Genomic DNA, 25,615 nt, shown 5'->3' on the forward strand with positions numbered 1-25,615 from the left:
CGCGGGGGCATCCAGACCTAGGGTGGAGACCATGGCAGAGTCGTCGTCATCCCCCTCGGATGCCGTGGCATCCGCACCCCTCGCCGACCGTGCCGTCGAGCTCGCCCGACGGTGGGCGATCGAGGCCGCGGCGATCGAACCCGACCCCGCGGCCGCGCGGCTGGCCGGAGTCCTCCAGGACGAGAACGGGCTGCCGTTCACGCTGGGCTTCGTCGACGGCGTCATGCGCCCCGAGAGCCTGACCGCCGCCGCCTCGCAGCTGCACCGGATCGCCCCGATCGTGCCGGAGTTCCTGCCCTGGTACCTGCGCTCGGTCGTCCGGCTCGGCGGCGGAGTCGCGCAGATCCTGCCCGCGCCCGTGGTGCCGATCGCCCGCCGGGTGCTCCGCGACATGGTCGGCCACCTCGTCGTCGACGCGCGTCCCGCGAAGCTCGGGGCGGCGATCGAGCGGATCCGCGCCACCGGCTCCCGCCTCAACCTGAACCTCCTCGGCGAGGCCGTGCTCGGCGAGGCGGAGGCGCGACGTCGGCTCGACGGCATCCATCAGCTCATCCAGCGCCCGGACGTCGACTACGTCTCGGTGAAGGTCTCGGCGATCATCAGCCATCTGTCGATGTGGGCGTTCGACGAGATCGTCGACGAGGTGATCGCTCGGCTCCTGCCGCTGTACGTCACGGCCGCGGCCGACGGCACCTTCATCAACCTCGACATGGAGGAGTACCGCGACCTCGACCTCACGATCGCGGTCTTCACGCGCATCCTGGAAGACCCTCGGCTGGCCGGACTCGAGGCCGGCATCGTGCTGCAGGCGTACCTGCCCGATGCGCTGCCCGCTCTGCAGGAGCTCACCGCGTGGGCGGAGGACCGGGTCGCCCACGGCGGCGCCCGCATCAAGGTGCGCCTCGTCAAGGGCGCCAACCTCGCGATGGAGCACGTCGAGGCGCGGATGCACGGCTGGACGCCCGCGACCTACGACACCAAGCTCGACACCGACGCGAACTACCTGCGCTGCCTGGACTGGGCTCTGCGCCCCGAGCGCGCCGCCGCCGTGAAGCTCGGTGTCGCCGGACACAACCTGTTCGGGATCGCCTACGCCTGGCTGCTCGCGGGCGAGCGCGGAGTGCGCGAGGCCGTCGAGTTCGAGATGCTGCTCGGCATGGCCCAAGGGCAGGTGCAGGCCGTCTCGCGCGAGGTCGGACAGGTGCTGCTGTACGTGCCGGTCGTCGAGCCCGCCGAGTTCGATGTGGCGATCAGCTACCTCGTGCGGAGGCTGGAGGAGAACGCCTCTCCGGACAACTTCCTCTCCGCCGCGTTCCGACTCGGCGACGACGAGGCACTGTTCGTGCGGGAGCAGGACCGCTTCCTGGACGCGCTCGACCGCGCCGAGGACCCCACGCTCCGCACCGGACCCCGCCGCACGCAGGACAGGCTCGCACCGGTGCACGAGTCCGTGCGCCCGGCCCCCGTCGCCCCGGCGCCGGAGACCGACCTGACCAAGGCGGTGCTCGGCATCTCCCGCGGCTCCGACGACGGCGACGGCGGCCGCGAGGCGTTCCTGGAGACCGCCGTGTACTCCGCCCGCGAGCGGGAGCAGGACGCCGGCGGTGCCCCCGGTTTCGCGAACACGGCCGACAGCGACCCCGCGCTCCCCGCGAACCGCGACTGGGCGCGCGAGGTGCGCGAGCGCATCCCCGCGTCCGACCTCGGCGCGGCCACGATCGCCGTCGCGCAGGTCTCCGACGCGGAGTCGCTCGAGCGCATCGTGCAGGGGGTCCGCCGCGCGGCGCCGGCGTGGGGCGGACGACCTGCCGCCGAACGCGCCGAGGTGCTGCTGCGAGCGGCAGCCGCGCTCGAGTCGCGCCGGGCGGACCTGATCGAGGTCGCCGCCGCCGAGACCGGCAAGGTCTTCGCGGAAGCCGACGTCGAGGTGAGCGAGGCCGTCGACTTCGCCCGGTACTACGCGGCCAAGGCCCGAGAGCTCGATGCCATCGCCGGCGCGGTGTTCGTGCCCGCCTCCGTCACGGTCGTCACGCCGCCCTGGAACTTCCCCCTCGCCATCCCCGCCGGCGGAGTGCTCGCCGCGCTGGCCGCCGGCTCCGGTGTCGTGTTCAAGCCCGCCCCGCAGGCGCGTCGCTGCGCCGCCGTCATCGCCGAGACGCTGTGGCAGGCGGGCATCCCTCGCGACCTGCTCGCGCTCGTCGACATCGAGGAGGGCGACCTGGGCCGCGCGCTCATCACGCACGATGCGGTCGATCGCGTGATCCTCACGGGCGCCTGGGACACCGCCGCGCTGTTCCGGTCGTGGCGGCCCGACCTGCCCCTGCTCGCCGAGACCAGCGGCAAGAACGCGATGATCATCACGCCGTCCGCCGACCTCGACCTCGCCGTGGCCGATCTCGTCAAGAGTGCCTTCGGCCACGCCGGCCAGAAGTGCTCGGCCGCGTCCCTCGCGATCCTCGTCGGCCCGGTCGGCCGCTCGCCCCGGTTCGCCCGCCAGCTCGCCGATGCCGTGCGCTCGCTGCACGTCGGGCCGCCCACCGACCCGCTGGCCGAGGTGGGGCCGGTCATCGAGAAGCCGCAGGGCAAGCTCGCCTGGGCCCTGAGCACGCTCGAGGGCGACGAGCAGTGGCTGATCGAGCCGGCGCTCGCTCCGGGAGACGACGGCAGCGGACGGCTGTGGCGCCCCGGCATCCGCGTCGGCGTGCAGCCGGGATCGCGCTTCCACACCGAGGAGTTCTTCGGACCGGTGCTCGGCGTCATGCACGCCCCGACGCTCGCGCGCGCCGTCGAGATGCAGAACGCGGTCGCCTACGGGCTCACCGCGGGGCTCCACACCCAGGACCCGGACGAGCTCGCATTCTGGCTCGACCGCGTGCAGGCGGGGAACCTGTACGTCAACCGCGGCATCACCGGCGCGATCGTGCAGCGCCAGCCGTTCGGCGGATGGAAGCGCTCCGCGGTCGGCCCCGGCGCCAAGGCAGGCGGCCCGAACTACCTCATCGGCCTGGGATCGTGGCGCTCGCAGCCCGGCGGCCCGGCCTCCAGCACCCTGCATCTGCGCGGACTCGACTCCCGCATCACGGCACTCATCGAAGCGGCCCAGTCGTCTCTCGAGTACGAGTCGTTCGAGTGGCTGCGCCGCTCGGCGCTCTCGGATGCCCTGGCCTGGACCCGCGAGTTCGGACAGGTGCGCGACGTCTCGCGTCTCGGCGTCGAGCGCAACCTCTTCCGCTACCGTCCGGTTCCGGTCGAGATCCGTGCGACGACGGATGCGACCCTGCAGGACCTCCTGCGCGTCGTGATCGCCGGGGTGCGCTCGGGCGCGGAGTTCGTGCTCTCGACGCCGGTGGGGCTTCCGGGCGAGGTGCGTCGTGCACTCGGCGACCTCGACGCCCCGGTCTTCCTCGAAACCGACGAGGAGTGGATGCAGCGGATGCTCCGCGCGGACGACCGCGAGGGCTCGGTATCGCCGCCTCCGCGTCACCGAGTGCGCCTGGTCGGCGGTCGTGCCGGGGTCGCCGCGCTGCACTCGACCCTGGCGACGGCATCCGGCGGGGATCCCGATCTCGCGGTGTACGACGGCGAGGTGACCGCTGCCGCCCGTATCGAGCTGCTTCCGTTCGTGCACGAGCAGTCGATCTCGATCACCGCGCACCGCTACGGGAACCTCGACTCCTGGAGCAGCGACGTGATCTGACGGAGCCCGTGAGGGGGCGGAGCATTCGAAGTGTAAAAGATTCTTGACACGGTGGATTACCGGACGTACGCTCAGTGTGTCAATAATTCTTTACATCGGAGGCATCATGGTCTACGAAGAACGCAACGCCTGGGCGGGGCTCATCGTGAGTCCGATCGTGATGGTCGTCTACGTCGTGCTGGTGCTCCAGCAGGCCGGGGGAGGGCCGCTCACCGACGTCGACTGGTTCCCGCTCATGCTGTGGGTGATAGGCGGCGGCATCGTCGCGACGATCGTCCTCAGCGTCCTCTGGGGCATGATCGCCGGGGCGAAGGACCCGGACGGCGTCGGTCGCTCCGACATCCGCGACCGCGACATCAGCCGCCTGGGCGGTCGCGTCGAACAGGCCTTCGTCGTGATCGCCGGACTCGGGGTCATCGCGCTGTGCGCGGTCGGTTCCGACGTGTTCTGGATCGCGAACACGATGTTCGCGGGCTTCGCGGTGTCGGCGCTCGTCGGCGGCATCGCCCGTGTGATCGCCTACCGGCGGGGACTGGTCTGATGGTCAAGCCCACCCGCGTCTCGAACAGCATCCGCGTGCATCGCGAGCAGGCCGGGCTCACGCAGGCCGAGCTCGCCCGCACGATCGGAGTGACTCGGCAGACGCTCATCGCGATCGAGCAGCAGAAGTACTCGCCGACCCTCGAGCTCGCCTTCCAGATCGCCCGGGCTTTCGGCGTGGGCATCGACGACCTCTTCGCGTATCCCGAGGCATCCGGAGCATCGTCATGAGCCGGTCGATGCCCGCGTGGCGGCGGGAGACCTACGGCCCGGCCGACGGCGTGGCGCTCGAGCGCGTCCCGGTGCCGGTGCCGCGCCACGGCGAAGTCCTGCTGCGCGTGCGGGCGACGGCGCTGAACGCCGGCGATGTGCGACTCCTGCTCGGTGATCCGCTCCTCGTCCGGCCCGTGTTCGGGCTCACCCGTCCGAAGCATCCGGTGCGCGGCATGGAGGTCGCCGGCACCGTGGTCGCGCTCGGACCCGACGTGGTCGGTGCCGAGATGGACGAAGACGTCGTGGGGGAACTGGTCGGCGGCGGGGGTCTCGCCGAGTACGTGCGCGTGCCCGCCGCACGGCTCGTGCCGATCCCGCCCGACGTCGCACCGGAGACCGCGGCCTGTCTGCCGATCGCGGGCGGCACCGCCTGGCAGGCGCTCGACCTCGCGGGTGTGGGACTCGGTCACGGCGCGACGCCGCGGGTGCTGATCATCGGCGCATCCGGAGGAGTGGGCACCTTCGCGGTGCAGCTCGCCACCCTCCGCGGGGCCGAGGTTTGGGCGACCTGTCGCGGCCGCAACGCCCCGCTGATCGAGCGGCTCGGCGCCGTGCGCACGTTCGACCATCGCGAGTCGCCGCTGAGCGACCTCCCGGCCAATCGTTTCGACGCGATCATCGACATCGCCGGAGGGATGCCGCTCCGCGAGCTGCAGCGCCTCGTCGTCCCGGGAGGCACGGTGGTGCTGGTCACCGGAGACGGCGGTCCCGTGCTCGGACCCGTCCCGCGGATGCTGCGGGCGGCGTTCCTCTCGATCGGCTCCCGCAGCATCCGCCCGCTCGCCGCGACGCCCCGCCCCGAGGTGCTGGCCAAGCTCCTGGAGCTCGTCGCCGAGGGTCGCGTGGTGCCCGTGATCGACCGCGAGTACCCGTTCGCCGAGGCATCCGCGGCCCTGGCGCACCTCGAGGCCGGGCACACGGTGGGGAAGGTCGTCGTCCGCGGCGTTGTCTGAGCGAGTCGGATGCTCGCGCCTCTGGCGGCGCACAGGGGCGGATGACACAATGGTTGCCGGCGTGCCCGAGTCGCATCTTCCCCGACGCCCGCTCTGAACGAGCGAAGGGTCGAAGGACCGCCGGGCCCCTGGACAGCGTCCGCCGCGCCCGTCCCCAGAGGAGAGCATCCATGTCGACGCCTGAAGCCGCCGTCTCCACCGCCCCCGCGCGCACCGCGCACCACCGCCACTACCTGATGTGCAAGCCGGAGCACTTCACCGTCAACTACTCCATCAACCCGTGGATGGAGCCGTCGCGCCCGACCGACACCGCCAACGCGGTCGCCCAGTGGCAGAAGCTGCACGATCTGTACCTCGAGCTGGGGCACGAGGTCGAGCTCATCGAGCCGCTCGCCGACTACCCCGACATGGTCTACACGGCCAACGGCGGGTTCATCATCGACGGCCGCGCGTATGTCCCGGAGTTCCGCTTCGTCGAGCGTCAGGGCGAGGCCCCGGCTTTCGCCGACTGGTTCCGCGCCGCCGGCTACGACACCGTGATGCCCGAAGAGGTCAACGAGGGCGAGGGCGACTTCCTGCTGGTCGGCGACGTGATCCTGGCCGGCACCGGATTCCGCTCCACCGGTGACAGCCACCGCGAGGTCGGTGAGGTCTTCGGCCGCGAGGTCGTGTCGCTGAACCTCGTCGACCCGCGCTTCTACCACCTCGACACCGCGATCGCCGTGCTCGACCCGGTGCAGGGCGTGGAGAACGGCGGCCCGGAGCACGCGAACATCGCGTACCTCCCCGGTGCCTTCGACGACGCCAGCCGCGCCGAGCTCGAGAAGCGCTTCCCGGACGCGATCCTCGTGTCGGACGAAGACGGTTCGGTGTTCGGTCTGAACTCGGCCAGCGACGGCTACAACGTGATCATCTCGCCGCGCGCGAAGGGGTTCGAGAAGCAGCTGCGCGAGCGCGGGTACAACCCGATCACGATCGACCTGTCCGAGCTGCTGCTCGGCGGCGGCGGCATCAAGTGCTGCACGCTCGAGCTGCGGGGTGCGAAGTGACCGCGGTCGACGAGACCACCGAGGCCGTCACCGAGCCGCACGTCGCGCACAACTACCACCCGCTGCCGGTGAACATCGCCCGCGCGGAGGGCGCATGGGTGACGGATGTCGAGGGCAAGCGCTACCTCGATCTGCTCGCGGCGTACTCGGCCGTGAACTTCGGCCACCGGCATCCGGCACTGGTCGCGGCGGTCACCGAGCAGCTCGGACGGGTCACGCTGGTGAGCCGCGCGTTCCAGAGCGACCGGCTCGAGCCGTTCGCCGCGGCGCTGGCCGAGCTCGCAGGCAAAGACCTCGTGCTGCCGATGAACACCGGCGCCGAGGCCGTCGAAACGGGCATCAAGGTCGCCCGAGCCTGGGGATACCGCGTCAAGGGGATCGCTGCGGGCAAGGCGCGCATCATCGTCGCGGCCGGCAACTTCCACGGCCGCACGACCACGATCGTCAGCTTCAGCGACGACGAGCAGGCCCGTGACGACTTCGGTCCGTACACGCCCGGCTTCGACGTCGTGCCGTACGGCGACGCGGAGGCCATCGCCGCGGCCATCACCGACGACACGGCCGCCGTGCTCGTCGAGCCGATCCAGGGTGAGGCCGGGGTCGTGATCCCGCCTGCGGGGTATCTGCGCCGCATCCGCGAGATCTGCGACGAACGAGGGGTGCTGTTCATCGCCGACGAGATCCAGGCGGGTCTCGGTCGTGTGGGCGAGACGTTCGCGTGCGACCGTGAGGGCGTCGTGCCCGACCTGTACCTGCTCGGCAAGGCGCTCGGCGGCGGCATCCTCCCGGTCTCGGCCGTGGTCGGCAACACCGATGTCCTCGGCGTCATCCGCCCCGGTGAGCACGGCTCGACCTTCGGCGGCAACCCGCTGGCCGCGGCCGTGGGCCTGCGTGTGGTCGAGATGCTGCAGACCGGCGAGTTCCAGGAGCGGGCGCGGGCACTCGGCGCGCACCTGGAGCAGGCTCTCGCGCCGCTGATCGGGCACGGCGTCACGGCCGTGCGGATCGCCGGGCTCTGGGCCGGCGTCGACATCGATCCGGCGAAGGGCACGGGGCGCGAGATCGCCGAGAGGCTGCTGGAGCGCGGGGTGCTCGTGAAGGACACGCACGGTCAGACGGTGCGCATCGCGCCGCCGCTCGTGATCCGCGCGACCGAACTCGACTGGGCGGTGGAGCAGCTCAAGCTCGTGCTCGCCTGACCGTCGGCTGGGCCGGTGTAGCGGGCAACGCCATCGCAGGGGAGGGCCGTGGCCCGGGGGATGGCGACGGCTGGCGATGGCGCTGCCCTCTCGCCGATGCTCAGGCCGGCGGGGAATCCGGGTCGAGCGTCTTCAGCGTGTCCTCTTCGGCGGCGTTGTCCGCGTCGAGCTGATCTTCGGTGTTCTCGTCGCCGCCGAGCGCGGCACGGTGGCCCTGGCCGGCATCGCCTTGGATGGCTCCGCCGGTCGACTCGCCGCGGGAGCTGTCGCCCTGGATCGCGCCGCCGCTGCCGTCGCCCTGGCCCGCATCCTCCTCGGGCGTTCCGACGCCGGGGGCGCCCTCAGCCGGGTCCTGCGGGTGGGGTGTGCGTTCCGTGTTCTCGTCCATGCATCGACGGTACGTTCACGCCCGGATGCCGTGGAGGGCGTTGACAAACCCCGCAAGGAGGGTCAGTCCTCGACGTCGCGTCGTTTCGCGCTCCGGATCGGCGTGGTCACGGCCGCCTCATCGCTGAACTCGATCGGATCGACCTCGACGACGCGGAGCGGACGGGTCTCGTCGAGTGTGAGCAGGAAGCGGCGGTTCTCGTCGCGGCGGAGGCGTCCGGACGTCGCCACCCAGATCACTCCGATCGCGCAGGCGACGAATCCGGCCGTGCCGCCGAGCATGATCGCCGCCCGTGGCCCGAAGGTGTCGGCCACCCACCCGGCGATCGGAGCGCCGACCGGGGTGGATCCCATGATCACGGCCATGTAGAGCGCGAGAACGCGTCCGCGCAGTGCCGGTTCGGTCGTGATCTGCACGTAGCCGTTGGCTGTGGTGAGCAGGGTCACGATCATGAAGCCGGTGAAGGTCAGCGTCACGGCGTACGAGGCGTACGTCGGCATGGCGGAGGAGATGAAAGCGGCGATGCCGAACCCGCCCGCGGCGAGGATCACGACCCGCACCCGTGCCCGATCACGTCGGGCGGCGAGCAGCGCGCCGATGAGCGAGCCGATCGCGAGGACCGAGCTGAGCACCCCGTAGCCGTCTGCCCCCGCCCCGAACTCGAGCGCCATGGTGGATGCGAAGATCGGGAAGTTCATGCCGAAGGCGCCGATCAGGAACACCGTGACGAAGACGACCTTCAGATCGCTTCGCCCCCAGACGTAGCGGAATCCGGCCGCGAGCCCGCCGCGGCTGCGGTTCTTCAGTCGTGGGGCGAGCAGGCTGCGGCGCAACAGCATCAGCGCGAGGAGCATCGCCAGGAAGGTCGCCGCGTTCACGATGAACACCCAGCCGGAGCCGATCGCCACGATCAGCAGGCCGCCGACGGCGGGTCCCACCATGCGGGCGAGGTTGAACGACGCCGAGTTGAGGGCCACCGCGTTGGAGGTGTCGCCGGTGGAGACCATGTCGGAGACGAACGCCTGGCGGGCCGGAGCGTCGAACGCGTTCACCACCCCGAACCCGAGGGCGAATCCGAACATCATCGGCAGCGTCATCAGGTCGTTGAGCAGCAGCACGCCGACCGCGATCGCGAGGGCCAGCAGCGCCGACTGCGTCGCGAAGAGGATGTGGCGCCGGTCGAAGCGGTCGGCCACCCATCCGGTCAGGCTCACGAGCACGAGCGGCGGCCCGAACTGCAGAGCCATCGTGACGCCCATCGCGGTGGCGTCGTTGTCGGTGAGCTCCGTGAGCACCACCCAGTCCTGGGCGGTGGCCTGCATCCACCCGCCGACGTTGGAGACCAGGGCGCCGGCGAACCAGATGCGGTAGTTGATGTTCGCGAAGGAGCGGAACATGGCGCTCATCGCTCCACCGCCCTTCGCATCAGCGCGCTGGCTTCGCGCAGCGTGGCGAGCTCCGCCTCGGTGTAGTCGACCTCGCGGAGCATGTCGGCGAGCAGCTCGTCGCGCCGACGGATGGTCTCGACGACGATCTCGATGCCGGCAGCGGTGATGTCGACCTGCACGCGGCGACGGTCGTCCTCATCGGGGGTGCGCACGACGAAGCCCTGCTCCTCGAGGCCGTTGATCGTGTTGGTCATCGACGGCGCGGCGACCCGCTCGCGGTCGGCGAGCGTCGAGATCGTGCGGCGGCCGTTCATGCGCAGGTCTGCCAGCACGGCGAGCTGCGCATCACTCATCGAGTCGGCGGCACGGGCGCAACGCAGGCGGCGGGCCAGCCGGAAGGTGGCCATGCGCAGGTCTGTGGCCGTGAGGTGGAGGGATTCATCAGACGCAGACATTACTTAGTTAGTCTATCTAATATTTCGCGCGTCGGGGAGGGCGGATGCCGGATGCCGTCGCGGCAGCGGGCACAATGGACAGGTGACCCGAACGCTCGCTCTCGAAATCGCCGTCCAGGATCCCGCCGGAGTGCGCATCGCGAAGGAGGTCGGCGCCGCACGCGTCGAGCTCGCGACCGCCCTCGCCCTGGGGGGACTCACCCCGTCCCCCGCGACGCTCGAACTCGCGGTCGAGGCCGCCGGCGCCGACGGACCCGAGGTGCACGTGCTGATCCGCCCGCGTGCGGGCGGCTTCCACTACGACGATGACGAGCTCGCCGTCGCCGAGCACGACGTCCGCCGTGCGATCGCCGCCGGAGCGTCCGGGGTGGTGATCGGCGCGCTCGACGCCGAAGGCCGCCTCGACCTCTTCGCCATGGCGCGCCTTCGTGACGCCGCCGACGGGGCCCCCGTCACCCTGCACCGCGCGATCGACGTGACCGCGGATCCGGTCGCGACGCTCCGCAGCGCCCGTGAGCTCGGCCTCCGTCGGGTGCTCACCTCGGGCGGAGCGTCGGCGGCGATCGACGGCATCGACACCCTGCGCGCCCTGGTGGCCGAAGCCGAGGGTGAGATCGAGATCATGGCCGGCAGCGGGGTCGACGTGGCGAGCGCTCCCGTGCTCGCCGCGGCCGGGGTCGACGCGATCCACTTCTCCGCCAAGCGCGCCGTGACCGAGGTGGGCGGCGTGCGGATGGGCTCCGCCTCCGACGGCGTCGGCGGCTACGAGGTCACCGACCGCGACATCGCCTTCGCGATCCGGGATGCCGTCGCGCGGTAGCCGCCCGCGGCGCCCGGTGGGTAGGCTCGCACCGTGATGGATACCCGCGAGTTCACCGATGCCTATGGTGTCGACATCGTCTACGACGTCCATCCTGCGCAGGGGTCGCCCCGGGGCGTGGTGCAGCTGCTGCACGGGGTGGGCGAGCACGCCGGGAGGTACGGCGCGCTGATCGCGGCGCTCACCGCCGCGGGCTTCCACGTCTACGCCGACGACCACCGCGGGCACGGCCGCACCGGCATCCGTCAGCACGGCGGTCCCGAGAAGCTCGGACGTCTGGGCAAGGGCGGACTGCGCGCGGCCGAGGAGGCCGTGTGGCAGCTGACCGGCATCATCCGCGAGGAGAACCCCGACCTGCCGCTCGTGCTGCTCGGGCACTCGTGGGGCTCTTTCCTCGCACAGATGCTCGTCAACGACCACCCTGATGCGTGGGATGCCGTCATCCTCTCCGGCTCCGCCCTGCGGATGCCCGGTTCGCTCAACGCCGCCCCCCTGAACGCGCGCTGGGCAGGTGACGGCGCGACCGGGCTCGAGTGGCTCAGCCGCGACCCCGCCGTGTGGGCCGCGTTCGACGAGGATCCGCTGACCACCGACGAGCCGCTGCTCAAGCTGTTCGGCCCGATCGAGGCCGCGAAGCTCTACGGCCGCCCGGCCAAGGACCTGGGGCGCGACATCCCGATGCTGCTGCTCGTGGGTCGCGACGACCCGGTGGGCGGACCCCGGAGCGTGCACAAGCTGGCAGACGAATACCGCAGCCGTTCCGGACTCACCGATGTCACGACGCTGGTCTACCCGGATGCGCGCCACGAGATCTTCGCGGAGCTGCAGCAGGACGAGGTGCGTGCCGACGTGCTCGCGTGGCTCGACAAGCACATCCCCGCGCGCTGAGATCCCTTCCCTGACGCCGCGGGTATGACGCGGCGTTACGTGCGGTGAAGGCGTGTGACACGACCCTGCCGCAGGCGCGGGAGCCGCCGTAGATTCGGGGCAATATTCCGCGCATGAGCGAGGAGTGCTCCGCGGTGCGGCGCCCTCGCAGGGGAGGATCCGCTCCGATGAGCTTCGTCAAGGACTGGCAGGACTGGCACGCGTCACGCGAGCGCTACGCGGGCTCGGAGTACGGTCCGTCGGCACTGGAGTCGACGAACTGGCTCATCACGGAGGCGGCGGCGGTCGACGGCATCCCGGGACTCTGGGCGCTCACCGGCGACGGCGGCATCCGCGGCAGCGAGCTCGGTCAGGCCGGCTCCACCGTCACGCTGCGCGGGGGCGAGAGCATCCGTCTCGGCCGGCGCGAGCTGCGCGTGTTCGACCGACACGGCACGCTCGCGCTGCGCGTGCTGAATCCGGCGCGCCCGCAGCGGGAGTGGTTCACCGCGATCGACGCGTATGCGCCGGACGAGCGCTGGCGGCTCCCGGCGGTCTTCGAGCACACGCCGGACGAGCGGATCGTGATCACCTCGGTCGACGGCGAGGCGCGGGAGACTCCGGTGGCCGGGCGGCTGCGGTTCGAGCTCGCCGGATCGCCGCAGACCCTGACCGTCACGCGCAACGGCCAGGGCGCGCTCAGCGCGGTGTTCGCCGACGGGACCAACGGGCTCGAGACCTACCGCTTCCGGTTCCTCCCGGTCGACGAACCGGCCGACGACGGCACGGCCGTGATCGACTTCAACCGCGCGTACCTGCCGCCGTGCGCCTTCTCGGATCAGTTCGTCTGCCCGCTCCCGCCCGCCGGCAACCGGTACTCGACGCCGATCCGCGCCGGGGAGCGGGTGGTGGTGCTCGGCGGCTGACCCGCCGGATCGAGGGCTGCGCGCCTTAAGCTGGAACCGTGCACGGTGAATACAAGGTTCCAGGCGGAAAGCTCGTCGTCGTCGACCTCGAGATCGAGGACGACCGGATCTCCCGCTTCCGTCTCGCCGGAGACTTCTTCCTCGAGCCGGACACGGCGCTGGACGACATCGACGCGGCGGTCAACGGGCTGCCCGCCGAGTCCGACGCGACGGCGATCGCCGCCGCCGTCCGCGAGGCGCTGCCCGACGGCGCTCAGCTGCTCGGCTTCACGCCCGAGGCCGTCGGCACCGCGGTGCGCCGCGCGCTCGTTACCGCTCCGGGCTGGCGCGACTTCGACTGGGAGATCGTGCACGAGAAGGCCGTCTCGCCGCGGATGAACCTCGCCCTCGACGAGGTGCTCACCGCCCGCGTGGGCGAGGGCCGCCGCCGCCCCACCCTGCGCATCTGGGAGTGGAACGAGTCGGCCGTCGTCATCGGGTCGTTCCAGTCGTACCGCAACGAGGTCGACCCCGAGGGCGCAGCGCGGCACGGGTTCGACGTCGTCCGCCGCATCTCCGGCGGCGGCGCGATGCTCATGGCCGCCGGGCAGATCATCACGTATTCGCTGTATGTGCCGGCATCCCTCGTCGCGGGCATGACGTTCGCCGACTCCTACGCCTTCCTCGACGACTGGGTGCTGCAGGCGCTGCGTTCGCTCGGCATCGACGCGGTCTACCAGCCGCTCAACGACATCGCGAGCCCGACCGGCAAGATCGGCGGCGCCGCGCAGAAGCGCCTCGCCAATGGGGGAGTGCTGCACCACGCGACCCTGTCGTACGACATCGACGGCCAGATGATGACCGAGGTGCTGCGGATCGGACGCGAGAAGCTGAGCGACAAGGGCACCGCGTCCGCGGCCAAGCGCGTCGATCCGCTGCGCAGCCAGACCGGACTCGAGCGCGCCGAGATCATCGAGCGCTTCAAGGACACCTTCCGCTCGCTGACCGACGCCGAGACCGGTTCGATCTCGGCCGACGAGTACGCCGACGCCGAGGCGCTCGTCGCGTCGAAGTTCGCCACCGAGGCGTGGCTGCATCGGGTGCCGTGACGGCGCCGGACCCTGATCCTCCCGCCACGGCGGCCACGCCCGACGCCGCACCGGACGCCGTGCCCGTGACCGCGCCGGTCGTGCTCGAGCCGGTCGTGCCCGAGCCGGTCGTGCCCGGTGCGGTGACCATCATCGAGGGCGATAACCTCGTGGTCGCGGCGACCCTGCCGTCGGCCTCGTTCACCCTCGTCTACCTCGACCCGCCGTTCAACACCGGCCGCACGCAGGAGCGGCAGGTGGTCACGGCCCGGCGGACGTTCACAGCTCCTCGAGAATCCGATCCGGTCGCCGACCCGACCCCGGAATCCCGCGACCGCGATGGAGTGACCGGTTCGGATCCGAGGAGTTCTGCACCGGCACCGGGAGGCCCCGCGCCCGAGACCGAGGTGCGCCACGGGTTCCACGGACACGCGTACGAGCGGGTGCGCGGCATGCTGCGCGCCTACGACGACCGCTTCGACGACTACGGCGCCTTTCTGATGCCGCGACTCGAGGAGGCGTGGCGGCTGCTCGCTGATGACGGCACGCTGTACCTGCACCTCGACTACCGGGAGGCGCACTACGCGAAGGTCATGCTCGACGCGGTGTTCGGGCGCGACTGCTTCCTCAACGAGCTGATCTGGGCGTACGACTACGGCGCCAAGTCGCGCAGCCGCTGGCCCACCAAGCACGACACGATCCTGGTCTACGTGAAGAATCCTCGGGAGTACGTCTTCGACTCCGATGCGGTCGACCGCGAGCCCTACATGGCGCCCGGGCTGGTCACGGCGGAGAAGGCCGCGCGCGGCAAGCTGCCCACCGATGTCTGGTGGCACACGATCGTGCCGACGACCGGGCGGGAGAAGACCGGCTATCCCACGCAGAAGCCGGAGGGGATCCTGCGTCGCATCGTGACGGCATCCAGTCGTCCGGGCGACCGGGTGCTCGACCTCTTCGCAGGCAGCGGCACGACGGGCGCGGTGGCTTCGGCCCTCGGCCGCGATGCCGTGCTGGTCGACGACAACCCCGAGGCCATCCGGGTCATGAAGGCGCGGATGCCGCACGCCGAGGCCGCGTCGCTCGACTGAGCCCGGGTGGTCGGGATCGGCTTCGGGACCGGGCCGATCGACGAAGTGCGCGGATCACCGTGGACGACCGGGAGAATGCTGTGATGACCGATACCGATTTCGAGACGACCGCCGACTTCGTCGAGGTGGCCACCGCCGCAGGACGGGTGCGCGGTCGCTGGCGTCCGACGACGGGTGGGCGTGGGAACCCGCGGTCGGCGGCATTCCTCGGGATCCCGTTCGCGGAGGCGCCGATCGGCGCGCTGCGCTTCCAGGCGCCCGTGCCGAAGGCGCCGTGGGAGGGCGTGCGCGACGCGCTCGAGTTCGCCGCGACCGCTCAGCGCGGCGACCCGGGAGTGACGCTCATCCCCGAGCCGAGCGTCGAGGGCGACTCGACGCTGAACGTCAACGTCTTCACGTCGAACCCGACCCGAGCCGAGCAGGGGAGCGGCCTCCCGGTGCTCGTCTGGATCCACGGCGGCGGGTACTTCGCCGGCTCTCCCGCGAGCCCCTGGTACGACGGCCGCAACTTCAACCGCGACGGTGTCGTCACGGTGTCGATCTCCTACCGCCTCGGCTTCGACGGCTTCGGATGGATCGAGGATGCTCCCTCCAACCGCGGCGTGCGCGACTGGCTGCTCGCGCTGGAGTGGGTGCAGCAGAACATCGCCGCGTTCGGCGGGGACCCGTCGCGAGTGACGATCGCCGGACAGTCCGCCGGTGGCGGCGCCGTGCTGACCCTGCTCGGGATGGAGAAGGCGCAGCATCTCTTCCACGGTGTCTACTCGATCTCGGGCGCGCTGGCCGATGTCGCCTCCGCCCGCGCCGAGACGTTCGGCCGCGGGCTCGCCACCGCCGGCGGGGTCGAGCCGACCGTGGCCGGCTTCTCGTCTCTGACCGAGGAGCACATCCTCGCCCTGCAGAAGAAGGCGACCGAGCTCGGGCCCTCGTCCGTCGGAAGCATGATCGAGGAGGGGCTGCCGCTCGGACCGAGCATCGACGGCGACCTCCTGCCGCGCTCGACCCGCGAGGCGCTCGCCGCCGGTGTCGGTGCCGACAAGCCGCTCGTGCTCGGTGCGACCGACGACGAGTTCACGATGGTGTTCTCGGATGCGGCCAAGAAGCTCCGCTGGGTGCCCCGGTCGCTGCTGCTGGGCAAGCTCGGATTGCCGAGGTCGGCGCGCCGGGAGTATCTCGCTGCAAACGCCGACATCGCGGGGCTGGGCAATGCCCGCGTGGCGGGGCGCCTGCTGACCGATCGGATGTTCCGCTCGGCGCTGCTGAGGGTCGTCGCCGACCGCGGCGATGCACCGACCTGGCTGTACCGGTTCTCGTGGCCGTCGGGACGCTTCGGATTCGCCGAGCACTGCCTCGACGTGCCGTTCTTCTTCGACTGCCTCGACGGGCCGGCGATGGAGCCGCTCGCCGGCCCGAACCCGCCGCAGGAGCTGGCTGATGAGGTGCACGGCGCTGCCGTCGCGTTCATCGCGGGCGGCGATCCCGGCTGGCCGCGGCATGAGGGGGCCGCGGGAATCGCACGGGTCTACGACGTGCCGACGCGCGATGTCACCGATGCCTACGCGTCCGTGCGCCCGCTGCGAGGAGCAGCGTCGTGACGCCGTGAGCCTGCCCCACCCTCAGGCCACGTAGACCTTGCGCAGCGTCTCCGTGACGGTCCACGTCGTGCGCATGCCCTCGGCGAGGCGCACGACCGAGCCGGGGCCGATCTCGAGGTCGGGCAGCCCGGACGAGGCGAACACGATCGTCGCGCGGCCGGACAGCACGACGAACACCTCGTCGGCCTCGGTGTCGGTCGCGGTGCCCGGGGTCATCTCCCAGACCCCCACCTCGACCCCGACGAGTGTCGCCAGCTCGTGCACCGCGGTCGTCGGCGACCCGGCGAGCACCTCGTCCGCGGGGAGTGGTTCATGCACGAGGGGCAGGGCGCCGGCGTCCACTCCGCCTCCTGCGGTGAGACCGGTCACGAGTCGAAGCCCATGCCGAGCGCGTCGAGCGTCTTGAGGAACAGGTTGCGCTTGCCGTCGTTGTGGTCGGCCCGGTTCATCGCGGCGCGCACCAGGTTCACGCCGATCGAGGCGGCGGGCTCGGGCGGGAACGGGATGGGCTTCTCGCGCACCATCCGCAGCTCGGTGCGCTCGGTCTCCTCGCCCGAGAGCTTGTCGAGCATGACGTCGGCCGCGAAGCGCGCAGCCCCGACGCCCAGGCCGGTGAATCCGGTCGCGTAGGCCACTCGTCCCTTGCGGGCGGTGCCGAAGAACGCGCAGAAACGGCTCGACGAGTCGATCGCCCCGGCCCAGCGGTGCGTGAAGCGCAGGCCCTCCAGCTGCGGGAACGTCGTGAAGAAGTGCGAGGCGAGCCTGCGGTGGCTCTCCATGCGGTCCTCGTACTCCGGACGCACCTTGCCGCCGAAGTGGTAGATCGCGTCGTAGCCGCCGAACAGGATGCGGTTGTCCCCCGTGAGCCGGTAGTAGTGGAACTGGTTCGCGCTGTCGGCGAGGCCCTGCCGGTTCGACCAGCCGATCGACGCCAGCTGCTCGGCCGAGAGCGGCTCGGTCATGAGCACGTAGTCGTACACCGGCACGGTCATCAGGCGGTTGCGCTTGAGGAGCGAGGGGAACACGTTCGTGCCGAGCGCCACGGCATCCGCGACCACCCGTCCGTTCGGGGTGACCAGCGTCACGGGACCCGACCCGTCGCCCTCGATCCCGCGCACCAGGCTGTGCTCGTAGATCTCGACGCCCAGGTCGGCGGCCACGCGGGCCAGCTCCACGCCGAGCTTGGCGGGATGCACCATGGCGCAGCCGTCGCGGTCCCAATCACCCGCGAGGAAGGTCTCGGAGTGCACCTCGGCCTGCACGGCCTCGCGGTCGAGGAAGCCCGGCTCGTCGCGGTACCACTCGACCTGGTGCGGCTCGACGGCGACGGCCAGCTGCCCGGTCCGCTCGAACTCCGCGTCCATGGCGTAGCGGGCGACCGTCCGCTCGATGCCGTCGAGGTTCTCGTGGCCCAGCTCCTCGAGCCGGTCGATCTCCTCGGGCCACCGGTTCACCCCGTTCTCGTGTCCGTGGGTGAGGCTCGACTCGCAGAAGCCGCCGTTGCGGCCGGATGCCGCCCACGCGATGCGCGAGGCCTCGAGCAGGACGACGCGGCGCTCGGGATCGCGCTCCTTGGCGCGCACCGCCGTCCACAGCCCGGCATACCCGCCGCCGACGATCGCGAGGTCGGCGCGGACGGTCCCGTTGAGGCGCGGATGCGTCGGCCGATCCACGTCGTCGAGCCAGAAGACCCGCAGAGCGGCGTCGCGGAGGGAGTCGTCGATGACGGACGGCGACGGCTGCTGGCGTTCGAAGACGGTGGTACCCATTGGTTCTCTCCGTGGTGTGCGGGGCGCGCGTCAGCGCGTACCCCAGTTGTAGAGGTCTTTGTAGAGGCCTGCGTAGAGCATGCTCTCGGTGTGCGCGACCCCGGGGATCGTGCGGATGCGGGTCGCGATGAGGTCGATCAGGTGCTCGTCGTTCTCGCACACGGCTTCGACGAGGATGTCGAAGGTGCCGAGCGTGACGACGACGTACGCCAGCTCGGGGATCGTGGTGAGCTCCTCGGCGATCGCGCGCGGGTCGCCGGAGACCCGGATGCCGATCATCGACATGCGGTGGAAGCCGAGCTGCATCGGGTCGGTGACCGCGACGATCTGGATGATGCCCGCTTCGGTCATCCGCTGCACGCGCTGGCGCGCCGCCGCTTCGCTGAGGCCGACCTCGCGGGCGATCTCGGCATACGGGCGGCGGCCGTCCTCCTGCAGCAGCTCGACGATGCGCTTCGAGATGTCATCAAGGGCAGGCTGGGACGGCTTCGTGCTCATGTGTCGATATTGTCAGTCAGTGCTTATCAGTGCAACTGATTCCGTTGTTTCCATGATCCGGATCTTTAGATTCCGCACCGATGTGGATACGATGACCCCATGTCCAGTCACCTTCTGAAGAACTCCGCGCCGTTGCAGAACTTCATCGGCGGACGCTACGTACCCGCGAGGGGCGAGGGACGGATGCCGCTCATCGACCCGGTCACCGAAGACGCCTACGGGGAACTGCCGGTCTCGGACGTCAGTGACGTGGATGCCGCCTACGCCGCCGCATCCGCCGCCTTCCCGTTCTGGCGCGATGTCACTCCGGCCGACCGGCAGCTGGCGCTGTTCCGCATCGCCGACGAGATGCTGGCGCGGGCCGAGGAGTTCGCCGACCTGGAGTCGCAGGACACCGGAAAGCCGCGCGCCGGCCTCGTCGCGGACGAGATCATGCAGTCGGTCGACCAGCTGCGCTTCTTCGCAGGTGCCGCCCGCAGTCTCGAGGGCCGGGCGGCGGGGGAATACCTCGCCGGGCACACCTCCTTCGTGCGGCGCGAGCCCGTCGGCGTGATCGGCCAGGTGACCCCGTGGAACTACCCGCTGAACATGGCGGTGTGGAAGATCGCTCCCGCGCTCGCCGCCGGCAACACGGTCGTGCTGAAGCCCGCGGAATCCACTCCGCTCACCACGCTGCTGCTGGCCGAGATCGTCGCGCTGCACACCCCTGCCGGCACGTTGAACGTGGTGCTCGGCGACCGCGACACGGGCGTCGCGCTGGTGGAGCATCCGACGCCGCAGATGGTCGCGATCACGGGTTCGGTACGTGCGGGCATGGCGGTCGCCCGTTCGGCGGCGAACGACGTCAAGCGTGTGCACCTCGAGCTCGGCGGCAAGGCCCCGGCGATCGTGTTCTCGGATGCGTCGATCGAGAAAGCCGTCGACGGGATCGTCACGGGGGCGTTCTTCAACGGGGGCCAGGACTGCACGGCCGCCACCCGGGTGCTGGTGCACTCGTCGCGGCACGATGAGCTCGTCGCGGCGCTGGTCGCCAGGGCGCGGATGCATGCCCGCACGGGCGGCCCGCACGAGGAGGGTGTGCTGTACGGGCCGCTCAGCAGCGCCGCCCAGCTCGCACAGGTGCAGGGGTTCATCGACCGCCTTCCCGCGCACGCGACCATCGAGACCGGCGGACGCCGTCAGGGCGAGCAGGGCTACTTCTGGGAGGCCACGATAGTCTCCGGGGTGCGACAGGACGATGAGGTCGTGCAGGGCGAGATCTTCGGGCCCGTGCTCACCGTGCAGGCGTTCGCCGAGGACGACGAGGCGCTGGCGATGGCGAACGACGTGCCGTACGCGCTCGCCGCATCAGTGTGGACGACTGATCACGCGCGCGCGATGCGGTTCTCGCGCGACCTCGACTTCGGGTGCGTGTGGATCAACACCCACATCCCGTTCGTGTCGGACATGCCCCACGGCGGATTCAAGCACTCCGGCTACGGCAAGGACCTCTCGCAGTACGGCTTCGACGACTACACCCGGATCAAGCACGTGATGAGTGCGCTCGACTGACGCGAGCCCGCAGGGCCTCGGCTGCCGGTGTGCCGTCAGCGCGCCAGGAGCTTCACGCGACGGTGCTCCTCCAAGGTGAGCCCCGGGCGCTCCTCGATCTTGATCGCCCCGTCTTCGACCCACCCGTGACGGGCGTAGAAGGAGTCGGCGCGATCGTTCCCGTCGAGCACCCACAGGTAGGCACGGTCATGGCCGGCCTCGGCGATCCGCTGCTCTGCGGCCTCGAGCAGCGCGTGTCCTGCGCCGGTCGACCAGGCGGCGGGATCGGCGTAGATGCCGTACACCTCGCCGTCGGCGAGCCCATCGGGGTCGCGACCCGAGCCGAGCGACGCCCAGCCGACGATGCGGTCGTCGCGCACGGCGACGAGGATTCCGAGGCTCGTCGGCAGCGGATCCGCGACGATGCGCCGCCAACCCGACGCTCTCTCCTCGACGGAGAGGCCATCGAGCACGGACTGGTCGATGAGCCCGCGATAGGCGACCTGCCAGGAGCGGACGTGCACGCCGGCGATGTCGTCGGCGTCTTCGGTGCGGGCTTCGCGGATCACCAGCGGGCTCATCCGTCCACCCTAGGGGGATCGCGGAGGCCGAACGGCGTCGCTGCGGTTCGACGTCTCGGTCAGCTCACGTTCTTCTGGAGCCACGGCAGCGGATCGACGGCGACCATGTTGATGTGCACCTCGAAGTGCAGGCAGGAGCCGAACACGTACCCGGTCGATCCGACGTCGCCGATGTACTGGCCCTCCTCGACGCAGTCCCCGACCTCGACCGCGCGGGTTCCGTACTTCATGTGCGAATAGACGGTGCTCACGGCCTGCCCGTCGACGATGCTCTCGATCTGGATCGTCACGCCGTAGCCCTGGTAGCTCTCGGTGGAACGGGAGACACAGCCCCTCATCGCGGCATTGATCGGCGTTCCCACGCCCGCGGCGAAGTCCTGGCCGAGGTGCGATCGGCCCGGCCGCGAGGCGCCGAAGCCGTCGCTGAACGAGTAGGACCCGTCGGCCATCGGCATGACGATGCGCCCGGCGACAGGGATCTCGATCGCGCTTCCGAGCGGCATGCCGGCGGCGACGGCAGCGGCGGCCGCACGGGAGCGCGTCTCCTTGATCTCCTCGGGCGTCGTCGCGGAGAAGTTCCCGCGCGGGGCGATCTCCGCGCGGATCTCGTCCTTCGCCGTGTAGGACTGTGCGAGGCCGTCTGCCGTGGTGGAGACCCTGGCCGTGGCCGCGGCGGCCTGATCGTATGCAGGGCTGAGCGCGGGCAGCGCTGCTCCGGTGATCAGCACGCCGATCGCGAAGGTGGCGCTGAGTGCCTTGGTCTTCGCCCAGGGGCGGTTCGTTCGGCGGGGTCGAACCCGCGAGGTCCGGGCGGCCTGCGGCTCCGTCTGCGGGGCGGTCGGCGGCTCCGTCGGCGGCTCCGTCGGCGGCTCCGTCTGCGGGGTGTGCGATCGACGCTGCCTCGATCGGGGCGCATCGGTCGCCTGCTGCTGCGGGCGAGGGGCATCGGCGTCGGGTGCGTCCGCCGACTGGGGGCCTCGCGGATCCGCACCGGCGGATCGTCGCAGGTCACGACGCAGAAGGGGTCGGGGTGAGTCGGGCACTTCGGTGGGAGCTTCCGAGGCGTCGAGAGCGCGCTCGGGTGGCAGGGAATTCGTGACGGGGTCCTTCCGGGAGGGCGGGTGTGCTCGGCGGTCGATCCCCCCGGATGCCACCGTTACCGATCTGTAATGTAGGCGGCGAAACCACGGATCGTCAAATCGAGCGCGCTCCGACGGGGCATCACCGCCGTCGCTTCGACGGGGAGACCCGCGAGGGAGGGATGAGTATGACTCGAAGTGTCGACTAGTGGGACGCGATGTGGCATCCTTGCGGGCACCGCCCTGACGTCGAGTACACAACGCCGCGCCCGATGTCGAGCACGGACCACGAAGACGTGTCGAGAAGCGACGAGAGAGCAGACCCCGGATTCAGATGTCGAGACCACTCGCGGGACCGCAGAGCCTGCTTCGCACCCTCAACGGCCGTGCCATCCTCGAGGCCCTCGCCCGCAGCGGACCGCAGACCCGTGCCGAGCTGATGTCGACCACCGGGCTGTCCCGGACGGCCGTCACCCAGGTGCTGCGGATGCTCGAAGGCGCAGGAGCCGTCTCGGCCGCCGGCGTCGACCGTGACACCCGAGGTCCCGCCGCCGGGCGAGTCGCGCTGCATCCGCGGCTCGGCTTCGCGGCGGCCGTCCACGTCGACCACCATGCGGCGCACGTCGTGCTCGTCGATCCCGCCGGCACCGTGCGCGCCGAACGGCACGCGGCGTTCCCGCTCAACGGCGACCGCGTCGCGCACATCGCCGAACTCGTCGACGCCTGCCGGCGCTCGGCGAAGGGGACCGTGCATCTCGCGATCGTCGGCGTGCCAGGGATCGTCACCGTCGACGGCGGCATCCGCGACGACCAGGGGCCCGACGGAGGCGCCTTCCGCACCGCGCTGGCAGCCTCCCTCCGCTGCCCGGTCCGCATCGAGAACGACGTCAACCTCGCCGCCCTCGCCGAGCTCACGGCCGGAGCGGGCAGCGCTCTCACCAGCTTCGCGCTGCTGCTCCTCGACGGAGGACTCGGTGGCGGGATCGTGATCGACGGCGCGCTGCACCGCGGATTCTCCGGAGTCGCCGGCGAGGTCATGTACCTCCCGCAGACGCCGCTTCCGATCGGCGCGCCGGTCGTGAGCGAGGCCGTCGTCCACGACCTCGCGCTCGGTGTCGGGCGCGACGTCCACGCCTCTCTGCAGGAGCACCTCGACGACGCGGGCTCCGGCGATGTCGACGCTCAGAAGATCGTCGACGAGGTCGCCCGGCGCATCGTGCTCGTCGCCGGGAGCGTGGGGCTCGTGCTCGACCCCGAGGCGTTCATCCTCAGCGGCACCGCTGCTCACCCCGTGCTCGTCGATGCGATCGCGCGCATCGCCGACGACTATGCCGCACAGCTTCCCCTGCGATTCCGCGTGTCCTCCTTCGGCCCCGAGGCTCCACTCGTCGGTGCCGTCGGAGAAGCGGCGACCGCACTCCGGGGTGAGGTGTTCACCCGGGTCCTCACTCCACCGGCCAAGTCCGGCCGCTGATCCGCCCTCTCCGTACTCTCTCCATCACCCGACGGGATCTCCGATGACCGCACCCTCCGACCTCGCCGATCGCCTCGGGCTCGCCCCCGGCGCCAGGGCGATCATCATCAACGCGGACGACTTCGGCATGTGCCACGCGGCGAACACCGCGATCGTCGACCTGCTCGCGGGGGGACGGATCGACTCCACGACGGTGATGGTGCCGTGCTCGTGGTCGCCCGAGGCCCTGGCCTTCGCGGCATCCCGCACCGATCTCGACGTCGGAGTGCACCTCGTGCTCACGAGCGAATGGGCGCGGTACCGGTGGCGTCCGCTCACCGGCATCGCGACGAGTCTCGTCGATGCCGCAGGATTCTTCCCCACCGAGGTGGCGGCCGTCGAACAGGCCGCGTCCGAAGCGGACGTCGCCGCCGAGATCTCCGCCCAGCTGCAGGCCGCACTCGATGCCGGTGTCGATGTGACCCACCTCGACAACCACATGGGCTCGGTCTACGGACTCGTCACCGGCCGCGACTTCCTGCGCCCGGTCTTCGAGCTCGCCGCCCGCAGCGGGCTCCCCTTCCGGCTGCCGCGGAGCATGGACGGGGTGGGAGAGGATGCCGCACTCCAGGCCAAGCTCGACGGCGCGGCGGCGGCGGCCGATGCGCTCGGGGTCGTGATCATCGATCGGCTGTGGTCGCATCCCTTCGGGCTCCTCGGTGAGGGCACGCCGGACGACGAGACCTACGAGCAGGTGCGCGACGGCTTCATCGCGCTGCTGCGCGCCGTGCCCGCCGGGGTCACCGAGATCTACCTGCATCCGATGGTCGACGACGACGAGCTCCGTGCGGCGGTCGACTTCAGCGCGGCGAAGCGCGGGTACGAGCTGCGCCTGCTCACCGACCCCGCCGTGCTGCAGGCGATCGACGACGAGGCGCTCGTGCGGATCGGCTGGCGCGATCTGCGCGACCTGCAACGGGCAGGGGTGTGATGACCGCCCTGAGCGAGCGCCTGCGCGACCGGCGTCTGGATGCCGCGCCTCGGCGATCGCAGACCATCGCGTTCGGCGCATCGGGGTTCCCGACCCAGCTGATGGCGCAGACCTTCTCGGCCTTCGTCGTCTACTTCTACGTCTCGCACCTCGCGGTGCCCGCGGGCTGGGTCGCGGTGGCGATGATCGCCCACGGCATCCTGAACGCGGTCCTGAACCCGGTCGTCGGTGCTCTCTCCGATCGACTGCGCACCCCCTGGGGTCGGCGCGTCCCGTGGATCGGACTGGGCATCGTGCCGCTCGTCGTCGCGTTCGCGCTGGTGTGGATGCCGCCCGAGCTCCCCGTCGCCGGGCTGATCGTCTGGTTCCTCGTCGTCGTGGCCGTGTACGACGTCGCCTTCGTCGTGGTGGTGCTGAACATCTCCGCGCTGTTCCCGGAGATCTTCCGCACCACCGAGGAGCGGGCCCGCGGCAACGTGCCGCGCCAGATCTTCGCCATCCTCGGGATGGTGCTGGGCACGGCCGGCGCCCCCGCCCTCTACAGCGCCCTCGGGTGGCCCGGCATGGCGATCGTGCTCGCCGTCGTCTGCCTGGTGCTGCTCGTGTGGTCGTTCTTCGGCGGCATGATCGAGCGTCGGGTCCCGGAGGCGGCGTCGGAGGCGATGCGGTGGGGCGACCAGCTGAAGTACACCTTCCGCAATCGGGCCTTCGTCCCGTACGTGCTCGGCTCGCTGTTCGTGCAGACGGCCATCGCGGTGATCCTCGCCGCGATCCCCTTCTACGTGCGGTACTCCCTGCATGCGGCGGAGGGCGAGGGCAGTCTCCTGCTCGGCGCCATCTTCGTCACCGCGATCCCCTCGATCGTGCTGTGGAGCGCGGTCGTCCGGCGTACCTCGCCGCGCACCGCGGTGCTGTGGAGCGTCGCGGTGTTCGGCGTCGCCGTGCTCGGCTACCTCGCGCCGTCGAACGTCATCGGCGCGGTGCTGGTGGGAGTGGGCGTCGGTGTCGGTGTCGGCGGACTGCTGCAGCTGCTCGAGGTGATGCTGGCGCAGATCATCGACGAGGATGCCGTGCGCACCGGACACCGCCGTGAGGGCGCGTACTTCGGGGTGAACGGCTTCGTGGTGCGCGGCTCGGTCGTGCTGCAGGCGGTGGTCGCCGCGGTGGTGCTGACGGCGTCCGGCTTCGACGCCGCGCTGGAGGACGCGCAGCCCGAGACCGTCGACGGCGGCATCCGCCTGATGCTGGCGGTCGTCCCTCTCGGGTTCACCGCCCTCGCGTGGCTCTGCTTCTGGCTCTATCCGATCCGCACGCGCGACCTCTGAGGCCTTCTCCCATACTCAGCACGGAGGAGTCGCGATACCCCACACGCGACAGAGTCGACCGACCTGCCGAAGGGCGCAGGGTCG

The 25,615-nt window shown here is 70.9% G+C and carries 24 protein-coding genes; 16 read left to right on the forward strand and 8 right to left on the reverse strand.

The genetic code is table 11. From position 1 onward, the window contains the following. Positions 1-31 precede the first annotated feature (31 nt). The 6 genes from CQ045_RS11785 (at position 32) to rocD (ending at position 7,711) form a co-directional block, all read left to right on the forward strand. Positions 32-3,697: a proline dehydrogenase family protein gene (locus CQ045_RS11785; protein ID WP_105723894.1), complete on the forward strand. Its 3,666-nt coding sequence runs from the start codon at positions 32-34 to the stop codon at positions 3,695-3,697. A 106-nt stretch (positions 3,698-3,803) separates the two neighbouring features. After that, the gene (locus CQ045_RS11790) at positions 3,804-4,238 is read left to right on the forward strand and encodes a hypothetical protein (protein ID WP_105723896.1); all 435 of its coding nucleotides are present in this window, start codon (positions 3,804-3,806) and stop codon (positions 4,236-4,238) included. After that, the gene (locus CQ045_RS11795) at positions 4,238-4,468 is read left to right on the forward strand and encodes a helix-turn-helix transcriptional regulator (protein ID WP_105723898.1); all 231 of its coding nucleotides are present in this window, start codon (positions 4,238-4,240) and stop codon (positions 4,466-4,468) included. Before CQ045_RS11790 ends, CQ045_RS11795 begins: the two co-directional genes overlap by 1 nt. Further along, positions 4,465-5,463 (forward strand): NAD(P)-dependent alcohol dehydrogenase, encoded by a 999-nt coding sequence (locus CQ045_RS11800; RefSeq protein ID WP_105723900.1) that lies wholly within the window; start codon positions 4,465-4,467, stop codon positions 5,461-5,463. Before CQ045_RS11795 ends, CQ045_RS11800 begins: the two co-directional genes overlap by 4 nt. Before the next feature lie 170 nt (positions 5,464-5,633). Beyond that, entirely contained in the window at positions 5,634-6,512 is an 879-nt protein-coding gene (gene ddaH, locus CQ045_RS11805) for a dimethylargininase (protein WP_105723902.1), read from the forward strand. Further along, a complete protein-coding gene (gene rocD / locus CQ045_RS11810) occupies positions 6,509-7,711 on the forward strand; it encodes an ornithine--oxo-acid transaminase (protein WP_105723904.1) in 1,203 nt (400 codons plus the stop codon). Before ddaH ends, rocD begins: the two co-directional genes overlap by 4 nt. 100 nt (positions 7,712-7,811) lie before the next feature. Here rocD and CQ045_RS11815 read toward each other — a convergent pair whose 3' ends face one another. From CQ045_RS11815 to CQ045_RS11825, 3 genes are all read right to left on the reverse strand, one after another. Continuing rightward, entirely contained in the window at positions 7,812-8,099 is a 288-nt protein-coding gene (locus CQ045_RS11815; protein ID WP_105723906.1) for a hypothetical protein, read from the reverse strand. A 62-nt stretch (positions 8,100-8,161) separates the two neighbouring features. Beyond that, complete coding sequence (locus tag CQ045_RS11820) at positions 8,162-9,496, reverse strand: MFS transporter (protein WP_105724219.1); 1,335 nt, start codon at positions 9,494-9,496, stop codon at positions 8,162-8,164. A gap of 5 nt (positions 9,497-9,501) precedes the next feature. Continuing rightward, entirely contained in the window at positions 9,502-9,942 is a 441-nt protein-coding gene (locus CQ045_RS11825; RefSeq protein WP_105723908.1) for a MarR family winged helix-turn-helix transcriptional regulator, read from the reverse strand. A gap of 82 nt (positions 9,943-10,024) precedes the next feature. Here CQ045_RS11825 and CQ045_RS11830 point away from each other — a divergent pair, with 82 nt between their 5' ends. The 6 genes from CQ045_RS11830 to CQ045_RS11855 all read left to right on the forward strand — a co-directional run bounded on the left by CQ045_RS11830 (position 10,025) and on the right by CQ045_RS11855 (position 16,305). Beyond that, on the forward strand, positions 10,025-10,762 hold the full coding sequence (locus CQ045_RS11830) for a copper homeostasis protein CutC (RefSeq protein ID WP_105723910.1): 738 nt from the start codon (positions 10,025-10,027) through the stop codon (positions 10,760-10,762). Positions 10,763-10,798: 36 nt separating this feature from the next. Then, positions 10,799-11,650: an alpha/beta fold hydrolase gene (locus CQ045_RS11835; RefSeq protein WP_105723912.1), complete on the forward strand. Its 852-nt coding sequence runs from the start codon at positions 10,799-10,801 to the stop codon at positions 11,648-11,650. A 167-nt stretch (positions 11,651-11,817) separates the two neighbouring features. After that, positions 11,818-12,555, forward strand: coding sequence for a DUF1684 domain-containing protein (locus CQ045_RS11840; protein ID WP_105723914.1), 738 nt, complete (start codon positions 11,818-11,820; stop codon positions 12,553-12,555). Between the two features lie 38 nt (positions 12,556-12,593). Further along, the gene (locus tag CQ045_RS11845) at positions 12,594-13,643 is read left to right on the forward strand and encodes a biotin/lipoate A/B protein ligase family protein (protein WP_105723916.1); all 1,050 of its coding nucleotides are present in this window, start codon (positions 12,594-12,596) and stop codon (positions 13,641-13,643) included. After that, positions 13,622-14,710 carry a DNA-methyltransferase gene (locus tag CQ045_RS11850; protein ID WP_374955024.1) on the forward strand — a complete coding sequence of 363 codons (1,089 nt, stop codon included), beginning with the start codon at positions 13,622-13,624 and terminating at the stop codon, positions 14,708-14,710. Before CQ045_RS11845 ends, CQ045_RS11850 begins: the two co-directional genes overlap by 22 nt. An 83-nt stretch (positions 14,711-14,793) precedes the next feature. Further along, complete coding sequence (locus tag CQ045_RS11855) at positions 14,794-16,305, forward strand: carboxylesterase/lipase family protein (RefSeq protein ID WP_105723918.1); 1,512 nt, start codon at positions 14,794-14,796, stop codon at positions 16,303-16,305. Between the two features lie 21 nt (positions 16,306-16,326). Here the strand turns inward: CQ045_RS11855 and CQ045_RS11860 are convergent, their stop codons facing one another. From CQ045_RS11860 to CQ045_RS11870, 3 genes are read right to left on the reverse strand one after another with little or no spacing between them, the layout of a single operon-like run. After that, a complete protein-coding gene (locus CQ045_RS11860) occupies positions 16,327-16,674 on the reverse strand; it encodes a cupin domain-containing protein (RefSeq protein WP_105723921.1) in 348 nt (115 codons plus the stop codon). Next, complete coding sequence (locus CQ045_RS11865; protein ID WP_105723923.1) at positions 16,671-18,074, reverse strand: FAD-binding oxidoreductase; 1,404 nt, start codon at positions 18,072-18,074, stop codon at positions 16,671-16,673. Before CQ045_RS11865 ends, CQ045_RS11860 begins: the two co-directional genes overlap by 4 nt. 30 nt (positions 18,075-18,104) lie before the next feature. Beyond that, positions 18,105-18,572: an Lrp/AsnC family transcriptional regulator gene (locus CQ045_RS11870; RefSeq protein WP_105723925.1), complete on the reverse strand. Its 468-nt coding sequence runs from the start codon at positions 18,570-18,572 to the stop codon at positions 18,105-18,107. A 99-nt stretch (positions 18,573-18,671) separates the two neighbouring features. On the opposite strand from CQ045_RS11870, the gene CQ045_RS11875 reads away from it, so the two are divergent. Further along, complete coding sequence (locus tag CQ045_RS11875; RefSeq protein ID WP_105723927.1) at positions 18,672-20,123, forward strand: gamma-aminobutyraldehyde dehydrogenase; 1,452 nt, start codon at positions 18,672-18,674, stop codon at positions 20,121-20,123. A 35-nt stretch (positions 20,124-20,158) separates the two neighbouring features. Here the strand turns inward: CQ045_RS11875 and CQ045_RS11880 are convergent, their stop codons facing one another. Both CQ045_RS11880 and CQ045_RS11885 read right to left on the reverse strand, forming a co-directional pair. After that, positions 20,159-20,683 (reverse strand): GNAT family N-acetyltransferase, encoded by a 525-nt coding sequence (locus tag CQ045_RS11880; RefSeq protein ID WP_105723929.1) that lies wholly within the window; start codon positions 20,681-20,683, stop codon positions 20,159-20,161. A 59-nt stretch (positions 20,684-20,742) separates the two neighbouring features. Then, positions 20,743-21,726: a M23 family metallopeptidase gene (locus CQ045_RS11885; protein WP_258131047.1), complete on the reverse strand. Its 984-nt coding sequence runs from the start codon at positions 21,724-21,726 to the stop codon at positions 20,743-20,745. Positions 21,727-22,096: 370 nt separating this feature from the next. Here CQ045_RS11885 and CQ045_RS11890 point away from each other — a divergent pair, with 370 nt between their 5' ends. From CQ045_RS11890 to CQ045_RS11900, 3 genes are read left to right on the forward strand one after another with little or no spacing between them, the layout of a single operon-like run. Further along, entirely contained in the window at positions 22,097-23,236 is a 1,140-nt protein-coding gene (locus CQ045_RS11890; RefSeq protein ID WP_105723931.1) for an ROK family transcriptional regulator, read from the forward strand. 43 nt (positions 23,237-23,279) lie between these two features. After that, entirely contained in the window at positions 23,280-24,206 is a 927-nt protein-coding gene (locus CQ045_RS11895; protein WP_105723933.1) for a polysaccharide deacetylase family protein, read from the forward strand. Continuing rightward, complete coding sequence (locus CQ045_RS11900; RefSeq protein ID WP_105723935.1) at positions 24,206-25,531, forward strand: MFS transporter; 1,326 nt, start codon at positions 24,206-24,208, stop codon at positions 25,529-25,531. The genes CQ045_RS11895 and CQ045_RS11900 overlap by 1 nt, the downstream gene beginning before the upstream one ends. Positions 25,532-25,615: the final 84 nt, after the last annotated feature.

The sequence above is a fragment of the Microbacterium sp. MYb66 genome (assembly GCF_002979435.1).
Taxonomy (GTDB): domain Bacteria; phylum Actinomycetota; class Actinomycetes; order Actinomycetales; family Microbacteriaceae; genus Microbacterium.

Coding starts and splice junctions, on each gene's coding strand:
- CQ045_RS11785 (WP_105723894.1), top strand. CDS start 32: ATGGCAGAGTCGTCGTCATCCCCCTCGGATGCCGTGGCATCCGCACCC.
- CQ045_RS11790 (WP_105723896.1), top strand. CDS start 3,804: ATGGTCTACGAAGAACGCAACGCCTGGGCGGGGCTCATCGTGAGTCCG.
- CQ045_RS11795 (WP_105723898.1), top strand. CDS start 4,238: ATGGTCAAGCCCACCCGCGTCTCGAACAGCATCCGCGTGCATCGCGAG.
- CQ045_RS11800 (WP_105723900.1), top strand. CDS start 4,465: ATGAGCCGGTCGATGCCCGCGTGGCGGCGGGAGACCTACGGCCCGGCC.
- ddaH (WP_105723902.1), top strand. CDS start 5,634: ATGTCGACGCCTGAAGCCGCCGTCTCCACCGCCCCCGCGCGCACCGCG.
- CQ045_RS11815 (WP_105723906.1), bottom strand. CDS start 8,099: ATGGACGAGAACACGGAACGCACACCCCACCCGCAGGACCCGGCTGAG.
- CQ045_RS11820 (WP_105724219.1), bottom strand. CDS start 9,496: ATGTTCCGCTCCTTCGCGAACATCAACTACCGCATCTGGTTCGCCGGC.
- CQ045_RS11825 (WP_105723908.1), bottom strand. CDS start 9,942: ATGTCTGCGTCTGATGAATCCCTCCACCTCACGGCCACAGACCTGCGC.
- CQ045_RS11835 (WP_105723912.1), top strand. CDS start 10,799: ATGGATACCCGCGAGTTCACCGATGCCTATGGTGTCGACATCGTCTAC.
- CQ045_RS11840 (WP_105723914.1), top strand. CDS start 11,818: ATGAGCTTCGTCAAGGACTGGCAGGACTGGCACGCGTCACGCGAGCGC.
- CQ045_RS11855 (WP_105723918.1), top strand. CDS start 14,794: ATGACCGATACCGATTTCGAGACGACCGCCGACTTCGTCGAGGTGGCC.
- CQ045_RS11865 (WP_105723923.1), bottom strand. CDS start 18,074: ATGGGTACCACCGTCTTCGAACGCCAGCAGCCGTCGCCGTCCGTCATC.
- CQ045_RS11870 (WP_105723925.1), bottom strand. CDS start 18,572: ATGAGCACGAAGCCGTCCCAGCCTGCCCTTGATGACATCTCGAAGCGC.
- CQ045_RS11875 (WP_105723927.1), top strand. CDS start 18,672: ATGTCCAGTCACCTTCTGAAGAACTCCGCGCCGTTGCAGAACTTCATC.
- CQ045_RS11880 (WP_105723929.1), bottom strand. CDS start 20,683: ATGAGCCCGCTGGTGATCCGCGAAGCCCGCACCGAAGACGCCGACGAC.
- CQ045_RS11890 (WP_105723931.1), top strand. CDS start 22,097: ATGTCGAGACCACTCGCGGGACCGCAGAGCCTGCTTCGCACCCTCAAC.
- CQ045_RS11895 (WP_105723933.1), top strand. CDS start 23,280: ATGACCGCACCCTCCGACCTCGCCGATCGCCTCGGGCTCGCCCCCGGC.
- CQ045_RS11900 (WP_105723935.1), top strand. CDS start 24,206: ATGACCGCCCTGAGCGAGCGCCTGCGCGACCGGCGTCTGGATGCCGCG.